Source organism: Streptomyces radicis, from assembly GCF_003626575.1.
Classification (GTDB): domain Bacteria; phylum Actinomycetota; class Actinomycetes; order Streptomycetales; family Streptomycetaceae; genus Streptomyces; species Streptomyces radicis.
Genome location: NZ_RBDY01000001.1, coordinates 542,801 through 562,399, shown reverse-complemented (window position 1 = coordinate 562,399; position 19,599 = coordinate 542,801). Strand labels below are relative to the sequence as shown.

The 19,599-nt window shown below is 73.5% G+C and carries 17 protein-coding genes and 1 pseudogene; 17 read left to right on the top strand and 1 reads right to left on the bottom strand.

Features of this window, described 5'->3' with window-relative positions; translation table 11 throughout:
- Nucleotides 1-212 precede the first annotated feature (212 nt).
- The 17 genes and pseudogenes from D7318_RS02485 (at nt 213) to D7318_RS02410 (ending at nt 17,697) form a co-directional block, all read left to right on the top strand.
- Nucleotides 213-2,261 (top strand): oxidoreductase, encoded by a 2,049-nt coding sequence (locus tag D7318_RS02485; protein ID WP_120695126.1) that lies wholly within the window; start codon nt 213-215, stop codon nt 2,259-2,261.
- Between the two features lie 124 nt (nt 2,262-2,385).
- Nucleotides 2,386-3,495 (top strand): class I SAM-dependent methyltransferase, encoded by a 1,110-nt coding sequence (locus D7318_RS02480; RefSeq protein ID WP_120695125.1) that lies wholly within the window; start codon nt 2,386-2,388, stop codon nt 3,493-3,495.
- 2 nt (nt 3,496-3,497) lie between these two features.
- A complete protein-coding gene (locus tag D7318_RS02475; RefSeq protein ID WP_120695124.1) occupies nt 3,498-3,809 on the top strand; it encodes a hypothetical protein in 312 nt (103 codons plus the stop codon).
- Complete coding sequence (locus tag D7318_RS02470; protein ID WP_120695123.1) at nt 3,809-4,231, top strand: nuclear transport factor 2 family protein; 423 nt, start codon at nt 3,809-3,811, stop codon at nt 4,229-4,231. The genes D7318_RS02475 and D7318_RS02470 overlap by 1 nt, the downstream gene beginning before the upstream one ends.
- The gene (locus D7318_RS02465) at nt 4,228-5,346 is read left to right on the top strand and encodes an ABC transporter substrate-binding protein (protein WP_120695122.1); all 1,119 of its coding nucleotides are present in this window, start codon (nt 4,228-4,230) and stop codon (nt 5,344-5,346) included. Before D7318_RS02470 ends, D7318_RS02465 begins: the two co-directional genes overlap by 4 nt.
- Before the next feature lie 77 nt (nt 5,347-5,423).
- Nucleotides 5,424-6,263: an ABC transporter ATP-binding protein gene (locus D7318_RS02460; RefSeq protein WP_120695121.1), complete on the top strand. Its 840-nt coding sequence runs from the start codon at nt 5,424-5,426 to the stop codon at nt 6,261-6,263.
- A 10-nt stretch (nt 6,264-6,273) separates the two neighbouring features.
- The gene (locus tag D7318_RS02455; RefSeq protein ID WP_120695120.1) at nt 6,274-7,137 is read left to right on the top strand and encodes an ABC transporter permease; all 864 of its coding nucleotides are present in this window, start codon (nt 6,274-6,276) and stop codon (nt 7,135-7,137) included.
- Nucleotides 7,134-7,925, top strand: coding sequence for an SDR family NAD(P)-dependent oxidoreductase (locus D7318_RS02450; RefSeq protein WP_120695119.1), 792 nt, complete (start codon nt 7,134-7,136; stop codon nt 7,923-7,925). The genes D7318_RS02455 and D7318_RS02450 overlap by 4 nt, the downstream gene beginning before the upstream one ends.
- 70 nt (nt 7,926-7,995) lie before the next feature.
- Nucleotides 7,996-9,408, top strand: a complete 1,413-nt coding sequence (locus D7318_RS02445) for a M20/M25/M40 family metallo-hydrolase (protein ID WP_120695118.1) — start codon at nt 7,996-7,998, stop codon at nt 9,406-9,408.
- Nucleotides 9,405-10,202, top strand: a pseudogene (locus tag D7318_RS34730) (alpha/beta fold hydrolase); the annotation flags it as partial. The gene D7318_RS02445 and the pseudogene D7318_RS34730, both read left to right, overlap by 4 nt.
- 27 nt (nt 10,203-10,229) lie before the next feature.
- On the top strand, nt 10,230-10,688 hold the full coding sequence (locus tag D7318_RS34725) for an Ohr family peroxiredoxin (RefSeq protein WP_408055437.1): 459 nt from the start codon (nt 10,230-10,232) through the stop codon (nt 10,686-10,688).
- 89 nt (nt 10,689-10,777) lie between these two features.
- Nucleotides 10,778-11,632: an IclR family transcriptional regulator gene (locus D7318_RS02435; protein WP_120695117.1), complete on the top strand. Its 855-nt coding sequence runs from the start codon at nt 10,778-10,780 to the stop codon at nt 11,630-11,632.
- Complete coding sequence (locus D7318_RS02430) at nt 11,625-12,887, top strand: CaiB/BaiF CoA transferase family protein (RefSeq protein ID WP_120695116.1); 1,263 nt, start codon at nt 11,625-11,627, stop codon at nt 12,885-12,887. Before D7318_RS02435 ends, D7318_RS02430 begins: the two co-directional genes overlap by 8 nt.
- Nucleotides 12,888-13,006: 119 nt before the next feature.
- On the top strand, nt 13,007-13,897 hold the full coding sequence (locus D7318_RS02425) for a cyclase family protein (RefSeq protein WP_120695115.1): 891 nt from the start codon (nt 13,007-13,009) through the stop codon (nt 13,895-13,897).
- Nucleotides 13,890-15,383 (top strand): MmgE/PrpD family protein, encoded by a 1,494-nt coding sequence (locus tag D7318_RS02420; protein WP_120695114.1) that lies wholly within the window; start codon nt 13,890-13,892, stop codon nt 15,381-15,383. The genes D7318_RS02425 and D7318_RS02420 overlap by 8 nt, the downstream gene beginning before the upstream one ends.
- Nucleotides 15,380-16,849 (top strand): dihydroorotase, encoded by a 1,470-nt coding sequence (locus D7318_RS02415; protein WP_120695113.1) that lies wholly within the window; start codon nt 15,380-15,382, stop codon nt 16,847-16,849. The genes D7318_RS02420 and D7318_RS02415 overlap by 4 nt, the downstream gene beginning before the upstream one ends.
- Nucleotides 16,846-17,697 (top strand): HpcH/HpaI aldolase/citrate lyase family protein, encoded by an 852-nt coding sequence (locus D7318_RS02410; protein ID WP_230423261.1) that lies wholly within the window; start codon nt 16,846-16,848, stop codon nt 17,695-17,697. Before D7318_RS02415 ends, D7318_RS02410 begins: the two co-directional genes overlap by 4 nt.
- 32 nt (nt 17,698-17,729) lie before the next feature.
- Here the strand turns inward: D7318_RS02410 and D7318_RS02405 are convergent, their stop codons facing one another.
- On the bottom strand, nt 17,730-19,466 hold the full coding sequence (locus D7318_RS02405; RefSeq protein ID WP_183091222.1) for a cellulase family glycosylhydrolase: 1,737 nt from the start codon (nt 19,464-19,466) through the stop codon (nt 17,730-17,732).
- Between the last annotated feature and the right edge of the window lie 133 nt (nt 19,467-19,599).

Genomic DNA, 19,599 nt, shown 5'->3' with positions numbered 1-19,599 from the left:
GTCGGCGGCGCGCCCCCGGCGCGCGCCGCGGCAGTGCCCCGACGGGATTGCCTACAACCCGGCGAACGGCCACGGATCGGTGGCCAGATTCTTTGGCGCAACCCATTGACCGGGCGCCACAACGCTCCCTACTGTTCCGACAACACGAACGCCGTATCGCTCACCGGAACAATCGTGACGGGGTCGACGGGCGCACCGAACGAGGAGGCGCGATGGAAGGCACGGATATATCTGGCCTTTTCACGCCGTTCTCCCTGTCCGGGGTCGAGCTGCGCAACCGGGTCGTCGTGCCCGCCCACACCACCAATTTCGGCCATGCCAACCGGCCCACCCGGCGCCATGTCGACTACCACGCCGAACGCGCGCGGGGCGGCGTCGGGTTGATCGTCACCGAGGCCGTCAGGGTGCACCCGACCAGCGCGGGGCGGCACATCAGCCTCGGCTGCTTCGACGACGGCTGCGTCCCCGCCTATGCCGCGGTGACCGAGGCCGTGCACGCCCAAGGGGCCCGCGTCTTCGCTCAGTTGATGCACGCGGGGCGGCAGGCCAACGGTGACGCCACACGCACCGCCGCCTGGGCGCCGACCGAGGTCCCATGGTCATCGGGCGCCGCCGTGCCCCATGTCATGGGCCCGAGCGACATCGCGGTCATCGTCGACGCGTTCGGCGCCGCGGCCCGCCGCATGGCCGAGGCGGGCTTCGACGGCATCGAGGTCCACCTCGGGCACGGGCATCTGATCCAGCAGTTTCTCTCGCCGTTCACCAACCGGCGCGCCGACCGCTACGGCGGCACCCCGGAGAACCGGCTCCGCCTCGCCCGCGAGGTGCTCGCCGCGGTCACCCGTGGCGCCCCCGCGCTGCCGCTCGGCATCCGGGTCAGCGCCGACGAGTTCGTGCCTGGCGGGCTCGGCCCCGACGACGTCCTGGCGATCGTCGCCGCGCTGCGCGCCGACCACGCGCTCGCCTATGTGCACGTCAGCCACTCCGCCTACCACGGCAGCCACTCGCTGGCGACGCAGATGGCGGACATGAGCTTCGGACACGCCCCGTTCCGCCGTCACGCGGCCCTGTTCAAGCGGGAGTTCCCCACGCTTCCGGTGCTGGCCGTGTGCCGCCTCGACAGCCTCGCCGAATCGGCCGAGCTGATCAGGGAAGGGCACGCCGACCTGGTCGGCCTCGCCCGCCCGCACATCGCCGACCCCCACCTGGTCCGCAAGACGCTCGACGGCCGGGCGCACGAGATCCGTTCGTGCCTGGCCTGCAACCAGGGGTGCGTCGGCCGCCTCGAGTCCGACCTGCCGATCTCCTGCGTGGTCAACCCCGAGGTCGGCGCCGAGCGCGAGTGGGCGGCGACCCGCGGCGCCCACCGCCCCGCCCCGCGCCGGGTCCTCGTGGTCGGCGGCGGCCCCGCCGGTCTCGAGGCGGCGCTCTCCGCGCACCGGGCCGGGCACCTGGCCACCCTGGCCGAGGCGGGTGAACGGCTCGGCGGGCAGCTCGCGTCGGCCGCCACCGTGCCGGGCCGCGAGCGGCTTGGGCTGCTCACCGACGAGCTCGTCCGCGACGTCACCGCGGCCGGGATCACCGTCATGACGGGCGAACGGATCACCGCGGCCGACGTGCTGCCCGGCGGGCGCCACGACGGCTTCGACGCCGTGCTCGTGGCCACGGGATCCCTCCCACGGCGGCGCGAACTCCCCGGCGGGCCCCGGGTGTTCGACCTCGCCGAAGCGGTGGGCGAACTGGCGGGGGGAGGGCCCGCGCCGACCGGCTCGGTCGTCCTCGTGCGGGACGACGTGGGCGGCTGGCCCGCGGCCTCGCTCACCGAGCGGCTCGCCCGCCGCGGCGCCACCGTTCACCTGGTCACCCCCCTGGCCGGTCTCTTCCCCCGCATCACGACCTACTCCAGGCTCGGCCTGCTCCAGCGGCTGAGCGAACTCGACGTCAAGGTCCACCTCATGCGCGCCGTCGTCGACGCGTCAGGGGACCGGGTCACCCTGCGCGACACCCTCGCCGGTGACACCGAGGACCTGACCGGCGTCACCGCCGTGGTCGACGCCGGACTGCCGTCCGCCGACGACCGGCTCTACCGCGCCCTCGACGGCGTGCGGGGGGCACCCCCCGTGCACGTGGTCGGCGACGCCAACTCCCCCAGGACCGCGCTCGAAGCGGTCTACGAGGGGCGCATGGCCGGAACGTTCCTCGACTCCACCGTGGCCGCGGCGCGGACCCTCGCCGCCACGGTGGACACCACACCGGCCTGAGAAGACCGCAGCACCACGAGACGCCCGCCCGCAGGGCCCGACACGTCACCTCCGACGGCGTCGCCGCGCAGCCGCGGCAGCGCGCCGCCGCGTCCCTCACCAGGATCAGCACCAAGGAGTTGTCATGATCGACATCGAGGACCAGCTCACCCTCGACGAACGCTCCCGCACCGACTACATCCTCGGCCTGCGCAAGCAGTGGTCGGCCACCGTCTACCCCGCCCTGGTCCGCGAGCACGCCGCCGGGGGGCGGCGGGCCACCACCGTCGACGAGGCGACCGAGCAGCTGCGCGGCCTCTCCCTCTACCCGTGGTTCAGCCACCTGGAGCGGGTCCAGCAGAAGATGCTCTGGCGGGCCGCGGGCGACGCGGTGCTCAGCCGCCGCGAGACCCTGACCGCCCAGCTCGAGACGGCCCCCGAGGGCGCGGGCGGCAGCCTGACGCTCGACCCCGGGCTGCCCCTGCCGTCCTGGTACACGGACTACGACATCCACATCCAGCCCGGCAGCTTCTACTCGGACGCCATGTCCGCCTACGTCTACGAGTTCGGCGCCCGCATCGTGATGCTGCGGGACAACGACGGCTACAAGTTCCACACGCTGTTCACCTCGACAGCCCTGCCCGAACTCCCGGGGGCTCGCCGGGTCGTGGACATCGGCTGCGGCTTCGGCAAGAGCACCAGGCCGCTCGCGGGCCGCTACCCCGACGCCGAGGTCATCGGTGTCGACCTGGCCGCGCCCGGGCTGAGCCTGGCGCACGCGGAGGCCGAGGCCGAGGGCATCGCCATCGCCTACCGCCAGGCCGACGGCCGCGCGACCGGCCTGGAGTCCGGCTCGTGCGACCTGGTCACCGGCACGATGGTGCTCCACGAGATGCCCGCGGAGGCCATGCGCGAGACCCTCGCGGAGGCGGCCCGGCTGCTGCGGCCCGGCGGCGCGCTGCGCTTCCTCGAGTTCCAGGCCACCGGCGACCCGTTCCGCGACGCGACCATCATCGAGCACGCCGAGCGGAACAACGAGCCGTTCTTCCACGACCTGTTCGGCTCCGACACCCTCGCGATGTGCCATGAGGCGGGCCTGACCGACACCTCGTGGACCCCCTTCGACGAGCGCCGCGACGGCGTGCGCCCCGACGGCTGGGGCGAGCGGACCGAGTGGCACTTCCCCTGGGCGGTGCTCTCCGCGACCAAGCCGAACGTCCCGGCGCCGAACGCCGAGGGAACGGGGGCCCGTTGACCATGACCGCGGAACACGACTACTTCCAGGACCCGCGCATCGGCAAGCTGCTCGACCTGATCCTCCAGCTCTCCACCGACCTGCATGTCACCGCCCAGCGCGTGCACGCCCTCGAGGCGGTGCTGGTGCGGCACGGCGCGCTCAAGGGCGGCGAGTTGGACGCGTTCGCCCCCGACGCCGCCGAGCAGCGGGTGCTCGACGGGCAGCGGGACGCGATGCTCGGCCGCCTGATCGCCATCCTCGCCGAGGCCGGTCCCGCCGAACACCCGCTGCGCGACCAGTGGGAGGCCCTTCTCGCGGGACGGCCCGGCTGATGCCGGCAGGGCCGCGGCGCCAGGCGCCCACCGATCCACGCGCCCTGGTGGACCGCTATCTCCGGCTGTGCGAGGAGCGCCGCCTCGACGAGGCCGGTCTGCTGCTCGCCCCCGACGCGACCCTGGTGTTCCCCGGCGGCGAACGCCACGCCTCCCCCGCCGCCATGGCCGCCGCCGCCCGCGCGTCCTACCGCTGGGTGCGCAAGCGCCGCGACCGCTGGTTCACCGGCACCGCCGACGAGGGGGAAGGGGACGGGACCGGCGCGGTCACCGTCGTCTCCCTCGGCACCCTCCACAGCGAGGACCCGGCGGGCCGGCCCTTCGACGGCATCCGCTACGCGGACGTGTTCGTCCTGCGCGACGGCCTCATCCACGAACAGCACGTCTACAACGACCTTCCCCGAACGAGGTGTCGAACATGAAACAGATTCTCAGACTCGGCTGCACCGCGGCCCTGCTGACGGCCCTCGCGGCCACCACCGCCTGCGGAAGCGACGAGGGCGGCGGCGGCTCGGAGGGCGACGACGGCACGGCGAGCTTCGAGTTCGCCATCGCCTCCGCCGTCATCGGGCCCAAGGAGGAGGTGGCCACCTACGCGGTCGGCCAGGAGCAGGGCTTCCTCGATGAGGAGCGGATCGAGATCTCCACCTCCAACGCCGACGGCTCGGTCGCCGCCCTCCAGGCGGTCGCCTCGGGCAGCGCGGACATCACGGCCGCCGACGCCGGGGCGATCCTCGCCGCCCGCGAGAGCGGCGTCCCCGTCGTGGCGATCGGCGGCCTGGTGCAGAACTGGCCCTGGGTGATGGCCGTTCCGCCGGAGAGCGACATCGCCTCCGCCGCCGACCTGGAGGGCAAGCGGATCGGCGTGATCAGCCTGGCCTCGGGCTCCGCGATGTACGCGCGCAGCCTCGTCGCCAACGCGGGCCTCGACCCCGAGCGGGACGTCGAGCTGCTGCCGGTCGGGGTGGGCGCGCAGGCCGCGACCGCGCTGGCCGACGGCCAGGTCGACGTGCTGGCCCTCTACACGCAGGCCTACACCACCATCGAGAACACCGGCACGACCTACCGCTACCTCGACAACCCCGAGGAGTTCGACGGCATCCGCTCCATCACGTTCGCCGTCCGCGAGGACGCCCTGGAGAGCCGCCGCGACGAGCTGGTCCGCTTCCTGCGGGCCTCCTACCGGTCGATGCTCTTCTCCGCCGTGAACCCCGAGGCCGCGGTCCGCGACGGCTACGCCGTCTTCCCCCAGATGCTGGCGGGGGCCGACCCCGACGAGCGCATCGAGGACGACGCCAGGACGTTCGCCACCTGGATGGCGTCCGCCACCCCGGCCACCGGCGAGCCCGAGGACTTCGCCGACTGGGGCGCGATCAGTGAGGAGGAGTGGACCAAGACCGTCGACTTCGCCCGGGAGTCGGGCCAGATCAGCGAGGACGTCGAGATCGACGACGTCTGGGACGGCAGCCTCCTCGCCGAGGCCAACGACTTCGACCCGGCCGCCGTCGTCACCCTCGCCCGCGAGTCCGCGGACTGAGCGCCACGACCCGCACCACCACGGCACCCGCGCGGCCCCCACCCCATCACACGACCGCAGCAGCAAAGGAAGCCAGCATGGGCATCAGAACCCTGGGACGCCACCGGCCGGCGACCGCACCGGCCGCCCCGACCACGGCGGACGCGGCCTCCTGGATCGAGGTGGCAGGCCTCGAGAAGCTGTACCGGCCCCGCAAGTCGGCGCCCACGCACGCCCTGTCGGACATCGACTTCCAGGTGCGCCGTGGGGAGTTCGTCTCCATCGTGGGCCCCTCGGGCTGCGGCAAGACGACCCTGCTGAAGATCCTGGCCGGGCTGCTCCCCAAGACCTCGGGGACGGTCAAGGTGGCAGGGCACGAGGTGGCCGGGCCCATGGCGGAGATCGGCATGGTCTTCCAGGCCGCCACGCTGCTCCCCTGGCGCACGATCCTCCAGAACGTCATGGTCCCGGTCGAGATCCAGCGCCTCGACCGGGCCCGCCACCGCGAACGGGCCCGCGAGCTGCTCGAGATGGTCGGCCTCCAGGACTTCGCCGACAAGTACCCGCACGAGCTGAGCGGCGGGATGCAGCAGCGGGCCGGCATCTGCCGGGCGCTGGTGCACGACCCCGCGGTGCTGCTCATGGACGAGCCGTTCGGCGCCCTCGACGCCATGACGCGCGAGTACATGAACGTCGAACTCCTGCGCATCTGGCGGGAGAGCGGCCAGACCATCGTCTTCGTCACGCACTCCATACCGGAGGCCGTGTTCCTGTCCGACCGGGTCGTCGTGATGACCCCGAGGCCGGGGCGCATCGCCGAGATCGTCGACATCACCCTCGATCGCCCCCGCGACCTGGGCGTCATGTCGTCGGACCGGGCCGGGGTCTACACCGACCGCATCCGGCGGCACTTCCAGGCCACCGGCGTCATCGGCTGAGGAGGCCAGGATGACCACGCACAAGACCGACGTCCCGGTCGGCGGCCCCGCGCCCGACGCGCCCACCGGCGCCCGGCGCGCCCGGCTGCGCGTCCCCGACCCGCGTGAACGCCCCGAACTCCTGCTGGTCCCCGGCGTGTTCGTGGCCGTCATGCTGTTCTGGGAGTACGCCATCAGGCCCATGGGCATCGACGAGTACGTCCTGCCCAAGCCCTCCCAGATCGCCGACGCGCTGTGGCGGCAGCTGACCGACGACCTCTTCTGGGGGCACCTCCAGGTCACCGTGCAGGAGGCGCTGCTCGGCTTCGTCTTCGGGGTGGGCGCCGCGCTGGTGCTCGGCACCGCGATCAGCCAGGTGCGGCTGGTCGAGCGCACCCTGATGCCGTACATCGTGGCGTTCCAGACCGTTCCCAAGGTGGCGCTCGCGCCGCTGTTCGTCGTCTGGTTCGGCTTCGGCATGACCAGCAAGGTGGTGATGGCCGCGGTCATCTCCTTCTTCCCGATGCTCGTCAACGTCATCGAGGGGCTGCGCTCCGCGGACGCCGACCGCGTCCAGATGCTGAAGGCGTTCCGCGCCAGCCGCTGGCAGGTGTTCCGGATGGTGCAGTTCCCCACGGCGCTGCCGTTCATCTTCGCCGGGCTCGACATCGGGATCGTGTTCGCGATCCTGGGCGCGGTGGTCGGCGAGTTCATCGGCGCCAAGGAGGGCCTGGGTTATCTGCTGCTCCAGACCAACTACAACTTCGACATCGCCGGGATGTTCGCGGTGCTGCTCGTGCTCTCCGCGCTCGGCCTGCTGGCGCACTTCGTGATCCGCTCCATCCAGAAGCGCGTGGCGTTCTGGGCGCAGCAGAACACCGTGGTGGCCTCGTGACCGGCGGCTCCACCGGCGCGGCCGACCCCTACCGCCTCGACGGGCGCGTGGCCCTGGTCACCGGGGCGGCGCGGGGCATCGGCGCCGCCGTGGTGGCCCGCCTCGCGGCGCTCGGCTGCCGCGTCGCGGCGGCCGACCTCGCCGACCCGGCGGGCCCGGCGGGCCCCTCGGGCTGGGAGGCCGAGCCGCCGCCGGGCGAGGGCCACACCCGGCACCGGGTGGACATCCGATCGGCCGATTCCTGCGCGGAGTTGGTGGCCGAGGTGCTGGCCGCGCACGGGCGCCTCGACCACCTGGTGAACAACGCTGGCGTGGTCCGCCGGGGCCCCGCGGCCGCCATGACGGACGAGGACTTCGCCGAGGTCGTCGACGTCAACCTCACCGGGACGTTCCGCGTCACCCGCGCCGCCCACCCGGCGCTGCGCGCGAGCGGCGGGGCGAGCGTGGTGAACCTGGGCTCGACCAACGGCCACATCGCCGTGCCGGACACCCTCGGCTACTGCCTCAGCAAGGCGGCGGTCATGCACATGGCCCGGGTCCTGGCCCTGGAGTGGGCGCCGGACGGCATCCGGGTCAACGCGGTGGCGCCCACCATCGTCAGGACCGCGATGACCGAGGACGTCAGGGCCGACGCCGCCTATGTGCGGGACAAGCTCGCCTCGATCCCGCTCGGGCGGATGGCGGGGACGGCGGACGTGGCGAACGCCGTGGCCTACCTGCTCAGCCCGGCCGCGGCGATGACCACGGGCCACACCCTCTTCGTGGACGGCGGCGCGGTCATCCACTAGCGGATCGGGACCCATCGGGACCCACGACGGACGACCGGCGGCGGCCGGTGAGTGAAGGAGAACGACGACCATGCCCCAGCCGGACCCCTCCGCGGCGCTCGACGCGGTGGACACCCATTTCGACACCTTTGTCGAGGAGTTGCGGGCCCTGTGCCGCATCCGCAGCCGACGCCAGGAGCCGGAGAAGATGGCGGAGACCGCCGACTTCCTGGCCGCGTCGCTGCGCCGCTGGGGCGGCAGCGCCGAGGTGATCCCCTGGCAGGACTCGCACCCCTATGTCCTGGGCGAGATCGACGGCGGCGAACGCGCCCTGCTGCACTTCAACCACTACGACGTCGAGGTCGAGCCGACCGGCGACGACGACGCCTGGATCAGCCCGCCCTACGCCGCCGAGATCCACGAGGGGCGGCTCTACGCACGCGGAGTCGCCGACGACAAGGGCGCGTTGCTCTCCCGGGTGCACGCCGCCGCCGCGTGGCGGCTCGCGGGCCTGCGGCCCCCGGTGACCAGCCGGTTCATCATGGAGGGCAAGAAGTGGCTGCACAGCCCGGGCCTCGCCTCCTTCGCCGAGGCGCACCGTGAGCGGCTCGCCGCCGACGCCGCGCTGTGGGAGAACTCCTGGCTCGACGAGCGGGGCCGCCCGCTGCTCAAGCTCGGCGAGAAGGGCGTGCTCTATGTGCGCCTCAAGGCGCGCACCCTCGCCAGGGAGCTGACCAGCCAGAACGCCGCGCTGCTCCCCGCCGCGACGGCGCGGCTGACCGCGGCGCTCGCGTCGCTCCAGCGCCCCGACGGCACCGTCACCTTCGAGGGCTTCGCCGACGGCGTCCGCCCGCCGACGGAGCGGGAGTCCGAGCTGCTGAGGGCGTTGCCGTTCGACGCGGCGTTCCTGCGTGAACGGGCCGGGGTCGAACGTTTCACCGGCGACCTCGACGCACCCGGGGCCGCGGTGGCGATCCGCACCCGCCCCACGTTGACCGTCACCGGCGTCGAGGGCGGCGACAACCGGGACGACATCACGCTCGGCCTGCCCGCCACCGCCACCGCCAAGATCGAGATCCGGCTGATCGCCGGGCAGGACCCCGACCGCGTCCTCGCGGCGCTGACCGACCATCTGCGGCTCGCGGGCTTCGGCGACCTGGACGTCCGGGTGATGGCGTCGAGCCGCCCCCATCTGACCGACCACCGCGACCCGTTCGTGTCCCTGGTCGCCGACGCCGCCCGCCGGGTCTACGGCGCCGAGCCCGTCGCGGAGCCCTACACCCAGTGGATCGGCAACCAGGGCGCGCTGGCCGGGCCGCCGATCGTCGGCGTCGGGGTCTCACGGGCGGACGCGGGCATCGACGGGCCCAACGAGCACATCAGGCTGGAGGACTACCGCATGGGCGTCAAGCACGTCATCGAGGTGATGGCCGCCATGGCCTCGGCACCGGCGACAGCGGCGACAGCGGCCGACGCCCGGAGCACGGGGGAGGCGCGGCGATGAGCGCCACGGCCGCCGCCGTTCCCGAGGTGACGCACCTGCGCGGCGCCGCCGAGCGCGGCTATGTCACCCTGCCATGGGGGCAGGTCCACCACCGGCACGCGGGCCCCGACGACGGGCCAGTGCTGCTGATGCTGCACCAGTCCCCGCTGTCGTCGGCGACGTTCGAGCCCGCCCTCGGCCCGCTCGCCGCCCACGGGGTGCGGGTGATCGCCGTGGACACCCCGGGGTTCGGGATGTCCGACCCGGCGCCCGAGGCGTGGTCGATCCCCCGGTACGCGGAGGCGCTCTGGCTGATCGCCGACGCGCTCGGCCTGGCCGATGTCCACCTGCTCGGCCAGCACACCGGCGCGGTGATCGCGGCCGAGGCGGCGCTGCTGCGGCCCGAGCGGGTGCGCGGGCTGGTCTTCCAGGGGCTTCCGCTCTACTCGGACGCGGAGCGGGCCGAGAAGTCCGCGACCTACGCGCCGGGTTACACGCTGGACGAGGACGGCGGGCACCTGGCCGTGATCTGGGAACGCGTGCGCCGCCTCTACCCGACCATCGGCGCCGCGTCGGCCAGCCGGCAGGTCGCCGAGTACCTCAGCGTCGGCCCCGACTACGCGGTCGCCTACCGGGCGGTCTTCGCGCACCGGCTCGACCCGGCGAGGCTGGCCGACGTCCCGACGCTCCTGCTGCACGGCGGCGACGACGTGCTCGACCGGATGAACGACGTGGTCGAGGCCGCGCTGCCCTGGGCGGAGCTGACCGTGATCCCCGACGGCACCGACTTCGTCGCGGAGGAGCAGCCCGAGCGTTTCGCGGCCGCGCTCGCCGCCCATGTCCTGGCCCACGCCCGCGACGGCCGACAGGCGCCCGCGCCAAGGGCGTTGTACACCGCGGCCGTCGAGGTCGACGAGGGCAGGTCGGGCCGGGCCCGCTCCCGCACCGGCGCGCTCGACGTGGCCCTGACCCGCCCGGCCGAGCGCGGCCCCGGGGACACCGGAACCGACCCCGAGGAGCTGTTCGCCGCGGGGTACGCCGCGTGCTTCCGCAGCGCGCTCGGCGTCGTGGCCAGGCGGCGGCGCGTGGCCCTCGGCGAGGCGTCCGTCACCGCCTCGGTCACCCTCACCTCGGCCGCCGACGGCGCCTACGGGCTCTCCGTCGAGCTGCGGGTGCGCGCCTCGGGGCTGCCGACCGCGCGCCTGCGCGAACTGACCGCGGCGGCCCACCTCGTCTGCCCCTACTCCCGCGCCGTGCGCGGCAACGTCCCGGTGTTGACTGAGGCGATCGGGAGCGGGTGACCGATCCGCCCCCAGCGGGCGGCCGTTGACCGCGACCGCAGCCCCCACCCACCGCCGCACCAGTCGGCCACGACGCAACCGAGGAACCCATGGCCACCGACGACACCCTCACCTCCCCGCCAGGACAGTCCCGCTCCGGCACCGCCAGGGCCCTGGCCGTGATCGACGCGATCGCCCGATCGCCGAAGTCCGGGGTCTCAAGCGTCGCCCGGGAGACCGGGCTGTCCAAGGCGGTGGCCCACCGCATCCTGCGCGAGCTCGTGGCAGGCCAGTTCCTCAGGTTCGACGAGGAGACCAAGCTCTACGGCCTTGGCCCCGGCGCCCTGCGGATCGGCCTCGCCGCGATGCGCGAGCTCGACATCACCGCCGTGGCGCACCGTCACCTGGCCGCGCTGGCCCGGCGGACCGGCCAGACCAGCACGCTGTCCGTCCGGCAGGGCTGGACGCGGGTGTATGTGGACCAGGTGCTCTCCCCGCACGAGATCCGGATGTCGGTCGCGCTCGGCACCAGCCACCCGCTGCACGCGGGCTCCTCGTCCAAGGCGATCCTCGCCGCGCTGCCCGACGCCGAGGTGACGGACTACATCGAGCACCACAGGCTCGAGGGCGTCACCGAGGCCACCATCACCTCGGCCGGGGCGCTCCGTGAGGAGATCGGCCGCATCCGCAAGCTGGGCTACGCGGCCAGCTTCGGCGAGCGGCAGGCCGAGGCGGCCAGCGTCGCCGCGGCCGTCCACGGGGCCACCGGGCAGGTCGTGGGTTCGGTGTCCGTGTGCGGCACGCGCCAGATGTTCGACGACGCCAGCCAGGAGTGGCTGGGCGAGGTGGTGGCACGGGCCGCCGCCGACATCTCCGCCGACCTGGGCGCGGGGCACCGCGCCCAGGACGGCGCGGCCCGGGGCGTGCCCTGGCCACCCGCGCCACGAGAGGAATCCCATGACTGACCCACGCGACGAGCCGCGCGCCCCCTCCCCCGAGGGGGCCGAGGCCGACGGGCCCGCGACCGGGCCGCTCGCCGGTCTCACCGTCATCGACGCGGCGACCATCCTGGCCGGGCCGCTGTGCGCGCAGCTGCTCGGCGACTACGGCGCCGACGTCATCAAGATCGAGCACCCGGTGGCGGGCGACGGGCTGCGCGGCCACGGCCACGCCAAGGACGGGCACCCGCTGTGGTGGAAGGAGGTGTCCCGCAACAAGCGAACGGTGGGCCTGAGCCTGTCCGACCCCGAGGGCGCCGACGTCTTCCGCGGGCTGGTGGCCCGCGCGGACGTGCTGGTGGAGAGCTTCCGACCCGGCACGTTGGAACGCTGGGGCATCGGCCCCGATGAGCTGCACTCGCTCAACCCCGGTCTGGTGATCGTCAGGATCAGCGGCTTCGGGCAGCGCGGCCCCTACGCGGGGCGGGCGGGGTTCGGCACGCTGGCGGAGGCCATGAGCGGCTTCGCCCATCTGACGGGCGAGCCCGAAGGGCCGCCGACGCTCCCCGCGTTCGGCCTGGCCGACAGCGTGTGCGGCATCGCGGCCTCGTCGGCGGCGATGATGGCGCTCTTCGCGCGGGAGCGCGACCCGCTGCGCCGGGGGCAGGTGGTGGACCTGAGCCTGCTCGAGCCGCTGCTCACCGCCGTGGGCCCCTCCCCCACCGTCTACGACCAGCTCGGCGTCGTGGAACGGCGGCACGGCAACCGTTCCACCAACAACGCCCCCCGCAACACCTACCGCACATCGGACGGCCACTGGGTCGCGGTGTCCACCAGCGCGCAGGCCATCGCGGAGCGGGTGATGCGTCTGGTCGGGCACCCCGAGGTGATCGACGAGCCGTGGTTCGCGACCGGCGGCGGCCGGGCCGCGCACGCCGACCTGCTCGACGGGATGGTGGCCGGGTGGATCGGCGCGAGGACCCGTGAGGTGGTGATCGAGGAGTTCACCGGGGCGGGGGCCGCGGTGGCGCCTGTCTACGACGCCCGCGGCCTGGTCGAGGACCCGCATGTGCGGGAGGCCGGGATGCTGACGAGGGTGCGGGACGAGGACCTGGGGCCGCTGCTGATGCACAACGTGATGTGGCGGATGTCCAGGACGCCAGGGGCGATCCGCTTCACCGGCAGGGCGCCCGGCGCCGACACCGACGCCGTGCTGGTCAAGGAGCTGGGGCTGGACCCGGCCGAGGTGGCCAGGCTGCGCGAACGGCGGGCCGTCCGATGAGCCCGCCCGCGCCGCCACCGTCCCCGCCCTCGCCCTCGTCCCCGCCGTCGTCCCCTTCCCGCACCGGCCCGACCAGAACGGAAGCGACCGTGAGCAGTGCCACGCCCCCCGCAGGACCGATGACGCCCTCGACAGGGGACCGTCTGCTGAGCGTCGTGAGGGACGGCGTCAGGATCCACGACCTGGGCAGGCGGCTGTTCGTCGGCATGCCGCAGTCCCCCAACCACCCCGCCTACTGGCACACGTTGCCGCGCCGCCACGGCGACCGGGTGCGGGCGGACGGCGGCTCCGCGGCCAACGACATGGTGGTGATGGGGACGCACGTCGGCACGCACATCGACGCGCTCGCCCATGTCTCGCAGGACGGGCTGCTGCACGGCGGCGCCGACGCGGCGGCGGCGGGGGCGGGCGGCGTCTATCCCGAGCACGGCGTGCACACGATCGCGCCGATGGTCAGGCGCGGCGTCCTGCTCGACATCCCCGCGGTGCTCGGCGAGACGTGCCCGCCGGGCCACGAGATCACCCCCGCCGACCTGGAGGCGGCCCAGAAGCGGCAGGGCACCCCGGTCGGCGCGGGCGACGTGGTGCTGATCCGCAGCGGCTGGGGGCGGCACTTCGAGAACCCCGACCACCGGGTCTACCGGGGCGAGGAGTCGGGGGTGCCGGGCGTGGGCGAGGCGGGCGCGCGCTGGCTCGCCGAGCGCCGGGCGCACGCGGCGGGCGCGGACACCATCGCGTTCGAACGGCTCGCGCCGGGGGCCGGGCACAGCAGGCTGCCCGCGCACCGCGTGCTGCTGGTGGAGTCCGGGATCTACATCATCGAGACGCTGGCGCTCGACGAGCTGGCAGCGGCGGGGGTGCACGAGTTCACGTTCGTGCTCGCGCCGCTGCCGCTCTTCGGCGCCACCGGCTCCCCGGTCCGCCCGCTGGCCGTCGTGTCGGACACCCTCGTGCCGGACACCGTCGTGTCCTGCCGGGGCGGCGCCGGGATCGGGGGCACCGATGGCTGAGCCCGCGACCGCCACGCTGGCGTCGGCGCTGGCCGCGTTCGCCGACGGCACCTCCTACGAGGCGCTGCCCGACGAGGTCGCCGGGAGCGTGCGCCAACGGGTGCTCGACATCGTGGGGTTGTGCGTCGCGGCCCACCGGCTGCCGACCAGCGCGGCGATCACCGCGCACGTCGCCGAGCAGGGCGGCCGCCCGCAGGCGCACGTGATCGGCGGCGGCGCCACGGCCGTTCCCGCTCCGCTGGCCGCGCTCGCCAACGGCGTTCTCGCGCACTCGCTCGACTACGACGACACGCACCTGCCGTCCGTGCTGCACCCCTCGGCCTCGGTGGTGCCCGCGGCGCTGGCCGCGGGCGAGCTGGCCGGGGCGTCGGGGCGGGAGACCGTGCGGGCGATCGCGCTCGGCCTCGAGGTGTGCGTCAGGCTCGGCATGGCGGGCTACGACGAGGAGGCGGGCAACTCCACCTTCTTCGAGCACGGCCAGCACGCCACCTCGATCTGCGGAACGCTGGGCGGCGCGGTGGCGGCCGGGGTGCTGCTCGGCCTCGACGAGGGCGGGCTGACGGACGTGCTCGGCATCGCCGCCTCCACCGCGTCGGGCATCATCGAGTCCAACCGCACGGGTGGCACCGTCAAACGGCTGCACTGCGGCTGGGCCGCCCAGGCCGCGGTGACCGCGGCGCAGCTTGCCGCCCGTGGCTTCACCGGGCCGCCGACCGTGCTCGAGGGCAGGTTCGGCTTCTTCCGGGCGTTCCTGCACGGCGTCTACGAACCGGCCGTGATCACCCGGGGGTTGGGCACGGAGTGGGCGGTGCCCGGCATCTTCTTCAAGCCCTACCCTGCCAACCACTTCACCCACGCCGCCGTGGACGCCGCGCTGGAGCTGCGGCGGCGGGGGCTCGACCCGGAGCGGATCGCGTCCGTCACCCTGGGCGTTCCCGCGCCGGTGATCCGCACCATCGGCCGGCCCATCGAGGGCAAGCGCGCGCCGGAGAGCGGTTACCAGGCGCAGTTCAGCGGCCCGTTCGCGGTGGCCGCCGCCCTGTACGGGGGCGGCGACGGGCTGGGCGTCGGCCTGGCCGACTACACCGACGAGCTGGCCCGCGAGCCCAGGCGGCGCGCGCTGATGGCAAAGGTGGAGGTGGTGCCCGACGACTGGGCCACCGCGATCTTCCCCCATCAGTTCCCGGCCCGCCTGACCGTGGTGGACACCGAGGGGCGCGTCTGGCGCGCGGAGGTGTCCGCCAACCGGGGCGGCCCTCGGCGCCCGCTCTCGGAGCGCGACCTCGAGCTGAAGTTCCGTGACAACACGGCCGATCGGCTCTCCGAGGCGGCGGCGAGGACCGTCATGGAACGCGTCCGGCGCCTCGACACCCTGCATGACATCCGCGAACTCCTCGGCCCGCTGGCGGAGTTCGACACCGACTCGGCAACGGCGGGCAAGGAGAGCGGCATGGGCCGCGCGAACGGCAGGAGGCAACACCGTTGACCGGCTTCGATCTCGTCGTCAAGAACGCCCGCGTGGTGAGCCACGAGCACGACCGACCCCGCGAGGCGGACATCGCGGTGCGGGACGGGCGCGTCGCCCGCGTCGCCCCGGCGATCGCCCCTGGCCCGGATGCGGAAGTGGTGGACGCCGAGGGGCGGTTGGCGTTCCCCGGCGTCGTGGACGCCCACCAGCACTGGGGCATCTACAACGAGCTGTCCCTTGACGCCGCGAGCGAGAGCCGGGCGAGCGCGCAGGGCGGGGTGACCACCGCGCTGAGCTATGTGCGCACCGGGCAGTACTACCTCAACAAGGGTGGCCCCTATGGGGAGTTCTTCCCCGAGGTGCTGGCCGCGACCGAGGGCAGGGCGTATGTCGACTACGGCTTCCACCTGGCGCCCATGAGCCGGGGCCACATCGACGAGATACCCGCGCTGATCGAGGACTTCGGGGTCAGCTCGTTCAAGATCTTCATGTTCTACGGAAGCCATGGGCTGCACGGGCGCTCCGCCGACCAGAGCTCGTTCCTGATGACGCCCGAGGGCGAGCGCTACGACTACGCGCACTTCGAGTTCGTGATGCGCGGCGTCCAGGCCGCGAGGGAGCGCTTTCCCGAGCTGGCCGACCGGATATCGCTCTCCCTGCACTGCGAGACGGCGGAGATCATGACCGCCTACACGCGCATGGTGGAGGAGGCCGGGGACCTGTCGGGGCTCGCCGCCTACCATGCCTCACGACCGCCCCACTCGGAGGGCCTGGCCGTCTCCATCGCCGCCTATCTGGCGCACGAGACCGAGCTGCCGACGATCAACCTCCTCCATCTGTCATCGCGCAAGGCCCTCGACGCGGCCGTGCGGATGGGCAGGGCGTTCCCGCACATCGACTTCCGCCGCGAGGTCACCGTCGGCCACCTGCTCGCGGACATCACCACCGCGCGGGGCCCCGGCGGCAAGGTCAACCCCCCGCTGCGGCCCAGGGAGGACGTCGAGGCGCTGTGGGAGTACGTGCTCGACGGCACGGTGGACTGGGTGGTCAGCGACCACGCGTGCTGCCGTGAGGAGGTGAAGTTCGGCGACCCGGCCGACGACGTGTTCCTCGCCAAGTCCGGCTTCGGCGGGGCCGAGTACCTGCTGCCCGGGCTTGTCACCGAGGGGATTCCGCGCGGCCTGTCCTACGGCAGGATCGCCGCGTTGACCTCGTGGAACCCCGCGCAACGCTACGGCCTCGGCACCAAGGGGGCCATCGCGCCAGGGCTCGACGCCGACTTCTGCCTCGTCTCCGACGACGACCCGTGGATCGTGCGCGCGGCGGACTCGGAGTCCACGCAGGAGTACACGCCGTTCGAGGGCTTCGAGCTGACCGCCCGGGTCACCGACACGTTCCTGCGCGGGCGCCGGGTGCTCCGCTCGGGGAAGGTCGTCGGCGAGCCCTCGGGCGCCTATCTCAGCCGCCCCTCGGCCAGGCCGTGAGCGAGGGCGCGATGGGCGGGGCGACGCGTTCGGCGCTCTATGTCCCGGGCGACAGGCCCGAGATGCTCTCGGGCGCCACGCGGCGAGGCGCGGACGCGCTGATCCTCGACCTGGAGGACGCCGTTCCGCCCGCGAGGAAGGAGTCCGCGCGCGCCGCCGTCGCCGAGTGGCTGGCCGCGCGCCCCGCGGCCTCGGCGGCGGGCCCGCGGATCTGGGTCCGGATCAACGCGGGCGAGCGGGGCCATGACGACCTGCGGGCGGTGGCGGGCCCCGCGGTGACGGGTCTCTTTGTCGCCAAGGCGGGCTCCGTCCGCGAACTCGCCGCGCTGGCCGGGCTGTTGGACGGCGTTCCGGGCGCGGAGCGCATGGCGCTCTGCCCGGTGCTCGAGAGCGCGGCGGCCGTGCTCGCCGCGGCTGACCTGGCCCGTTGCCCCCGGGTGGCCAGGCTCCAGCTCGGCGAGGCCGACCTGCGCGCCGACCTCGGCGTCGACCCGGGGCCCGGCGAGCCCGAGCTGCTGTGGGTCCGCTCGCAAGCCGTCCTGGTCTCGGCCGCGGCCGGTCTCGCCGCCCCGCTGGCCCCGGCCTCGACCGACGTGCGCGACCTCGACGCGCTGCGCCGGGGCACCGTGGCCTTCAAGCGGCTCGGCTTCCACGGCAGGACGTGTGTCCATCCGGCCCAGGTCCCGGTGGTGAACGACGTGTTCACCCCGACGCCCGACGAGCTGGCCAGGGCCCGCGACCTGGTCGCCCGCTTCGACGCGACCGCCGAAGGCGTGATCCTGGACGACCGGGGCCGCATGGTCGACGAGGCCGTCGTCCGCAGGGCCCGCCGCCTCCTGTCCCCCTGACCCGGCGTCCTGACCCGGCGCTCTGACCAGGGTCAGGCCGGGGCGCCGGTGACGGAGGTGCCCGAGCGGGTGACGTGATAGGTCACCGTCGTCCCGCTCCAGTAGTGGAACGTCAGCGTCACGCGCGAGCCGTCGTCGACCTCGGCGAAGAACTCGGGGGTCAGCGTCGTGGCGCCCGCGTCGTAGTCGGGGGCGAACGCGCGGTCGAACTCCTTGAAGGGCGTCCAGTCGTGGGGGCCCGCGTTGGTGCCGTCGTCGTACACGGCCTCCATCGTGGCGAGCCGGTCGCCGCGGAAGTCGGTGGGGACGGCGAACGCGCTCGTGGTCCCGGTCGCCGCGCCGAGCACCGGCGTGTCATGGGTGATCAGGTCGATCCGCCAGGGCACCCCAGAGGAGAAGCGCGCGTGCAGCACCGCGTTCACGCCGTACTCGCGGTCGCCGCTGAGCCGGGTGAGCGCGGCGGCGGTGAGCGTGAGCCGGTCGCCCTCGACCGTGTAGTCGGCGCCCCTGGTCAGCTCGGTGTCGCCGTGCCAGAGCCCGGTGAACGTCGTCCCGTTGGGGTGCAGCGTGAGCGACGCGTCGGCGATGGGCGCGGAGCGGGCGCTGAAGACCTGGTCGGACGAGGCCGTGCCCGACCTGGTGGTCCAGCTCGACGCGATCTGCGCGAACAGCTCGGGGTCGTTCCACCGGAATCCGGTCCGCTGGAAATGCTGGCCGTTGTCCCACAGCATCGTGGTGATGTTCTTGGCGCGGGCGTAGTGGCCGAGGAATTCGAAGAATTTCAGCTTCTCGCCCTGCTGAATGGTGCCGGTGTGCCGGTCGAATCCGAGCAGCCCGTATTCGCCGATGATCACCGGAATGCCACGGGCGACAAAGGTGTCGTGAACGCGGTCGAACGCCCCGGTGAGATCGGCCGTCGCGGTGTCGTCGAATCGCGTCCCGCCCGCGACGTTCACGCTGAACGGCCAGTAGCCGTAGTAGTGCACCGTGGCGATGAGGTTCGGGTCGTCGAGTGCGTCGAACGTGGCGGCGAGCTCGTCCAGGCGCGGCTGCTCGGCCGACGTGTGCAGGCTCGGCAGGACGAGGAGGCGGGTGGCGTTGCCGCCGCCGGAGTCGCGCACGACGCGGTGGAAGGAGGTGTTGAGCACATCGAGCAGCTCGGCGTTCTCGGCGTCGCCCGAACTCCCATTGAACTGCGGCTCGTTGACGCTCTCGAACGTCAGCCGCGGGTCGGCGTCACGGAACCTGTCGGCCAGCTGCGTCCAGATGGCCTCGTAGCGGGCGAGCACGCCCGCGCGGTCGGCGGGCATGTCCGCGATCCACTCCCACGAGTCGTGGTGGATGTTGAGCATGACATGGAAGCCGTCCGCGAGGGCCCAGTCGACGATCTCCTCGACGCGGTCGAGATGGGCGGGGTCGATGGTGTGGTCGGGCGCCAGGCGCTGGGTCCAGGTCACGGGGAGGCGGATCGAGTTGAAGCCCTGGGCCCTGATGTTGTCGAGCAGCTCCTCGGTGACGCGGGGGTTGCCCCACGAGGTCTCGTCGCCGCCGGTGGCGTCGAGCGAGTTGCCGAGGTTCCAGCCCGGCTGCATCGCCGCGACCGCGTCCATGGCGGCCCGGGTGTCCCCGGCACCCCGGACGGCGGAGGGCTCCGCGGCGGCCGCACCCTGGGCCACCGCGCCAGGTCCGACGAGCAGCGCGAGCAGGCCGCCGACCACCAGGCCGACCCACCGGCGCGACGTTCCCTTGCTGCCATGCCGAAAGGCCATGACACTCCTCGAATTCACGCGAAAACGGCGAAGAAGGCCGCGCGGGAACGCCCGGCCGACGGCGGCGCGTCCCGGCACCGCCCGCCGCGATATTGGCAGTAACACGTCAATCACACAAGGCCGGGAAACGGAC

Bases quoted from the DNA above. Each gene is read 5' to 3' on its own strand.
- D7318_RS02485 (WP_120695126.1), top strand. From the start codon at position 213: ATGGAAGGCACGGATATATCTGGCCTTTTCACGCCGTTCTCCCTGTCC.
- D7318_RS02480 (WP_120695125.1), top strand. From the start codon at position 2,386: ATGATCGACATCGAGGACCAGCTCACCCTCGACGAACGCTCCCGCACC.
- D7318_RS02475 (WP_120695124.1), top strand. From the start codon at position 3,498: ATGACCGCGGAACACGACTACTTCCAGGACCCGCGCATCGGCAAGCTG.
- D7318_RS02470 (WP_120695123.1), top strand. From the start codon at position 3,809: ATGCCGGCAGGGCCGCGGCGCCAGGCGCCCACCGATCCACGCGCCCTG.
- D7318_RS02465 (WP_120695122.1), top strand. From the start codon at position 4,228: ATGAAACAGATTCTCAGACTCGGCTGCACCGCGGCCCTGCTGACGGCC.
- D7318_RS02460 (WP_120695121.1), top strand. From the start codon at position 5,424: ATGGGCATCAGAACCCTGGGACGCCACCGGCCGGCGACCGCACCGGCC.
- D7318_RS02455 (WP_120695120.1), top strand. From the start codon at position 6,274: ATGACCACGCACAAGACCGACGTCCCGGTCGGCGGCCCCGCGCCCGAC.
- D7318_RS02445 (WP_120695118.1), top strand. From the start codon at position 7,996: ATGCCCCAGCCGGACCCCTCCGCGGCGCTCGACGCGGTGGACACCCAT.
- D7318_RS02435 (WP_120695117.1), top strand. From the start codon at position 10,778: ATGGCCACCGACGACACCCTCACCTCCCCGCCAGGACAGTCCCGCTCC.
- D7318_RS02430 (WP_120695116.1), top strand. From the start codon at position 11,625: ATGACTGACCCACGCGACGAGCCGCGCGCCCCCTCCCCCGAGGGGGCC.
- D7318_RS02425 (WP_120695115.1), top strand. From the start codon at position 13,007: ATGACGCCCTCGACAGGGGACCGTCTGCTGAGCGTCGTGAGGGACGGC.
- D7318_RS02420 (WP_120695114.1), top strand. From the start codon at position 13,890: ATGGCTGAGCCCGCGACCGCCACGCTGGCGTCGGCGCTGGCCGCGTTC.
- D7318_RS02405 (WP_183091222.1), bottom strand. From the start codon at position 19,466: ATGGCCTTTCGGCATGGCAGCAAGGGAACGTCGCGCCGGTGGGTCGGC.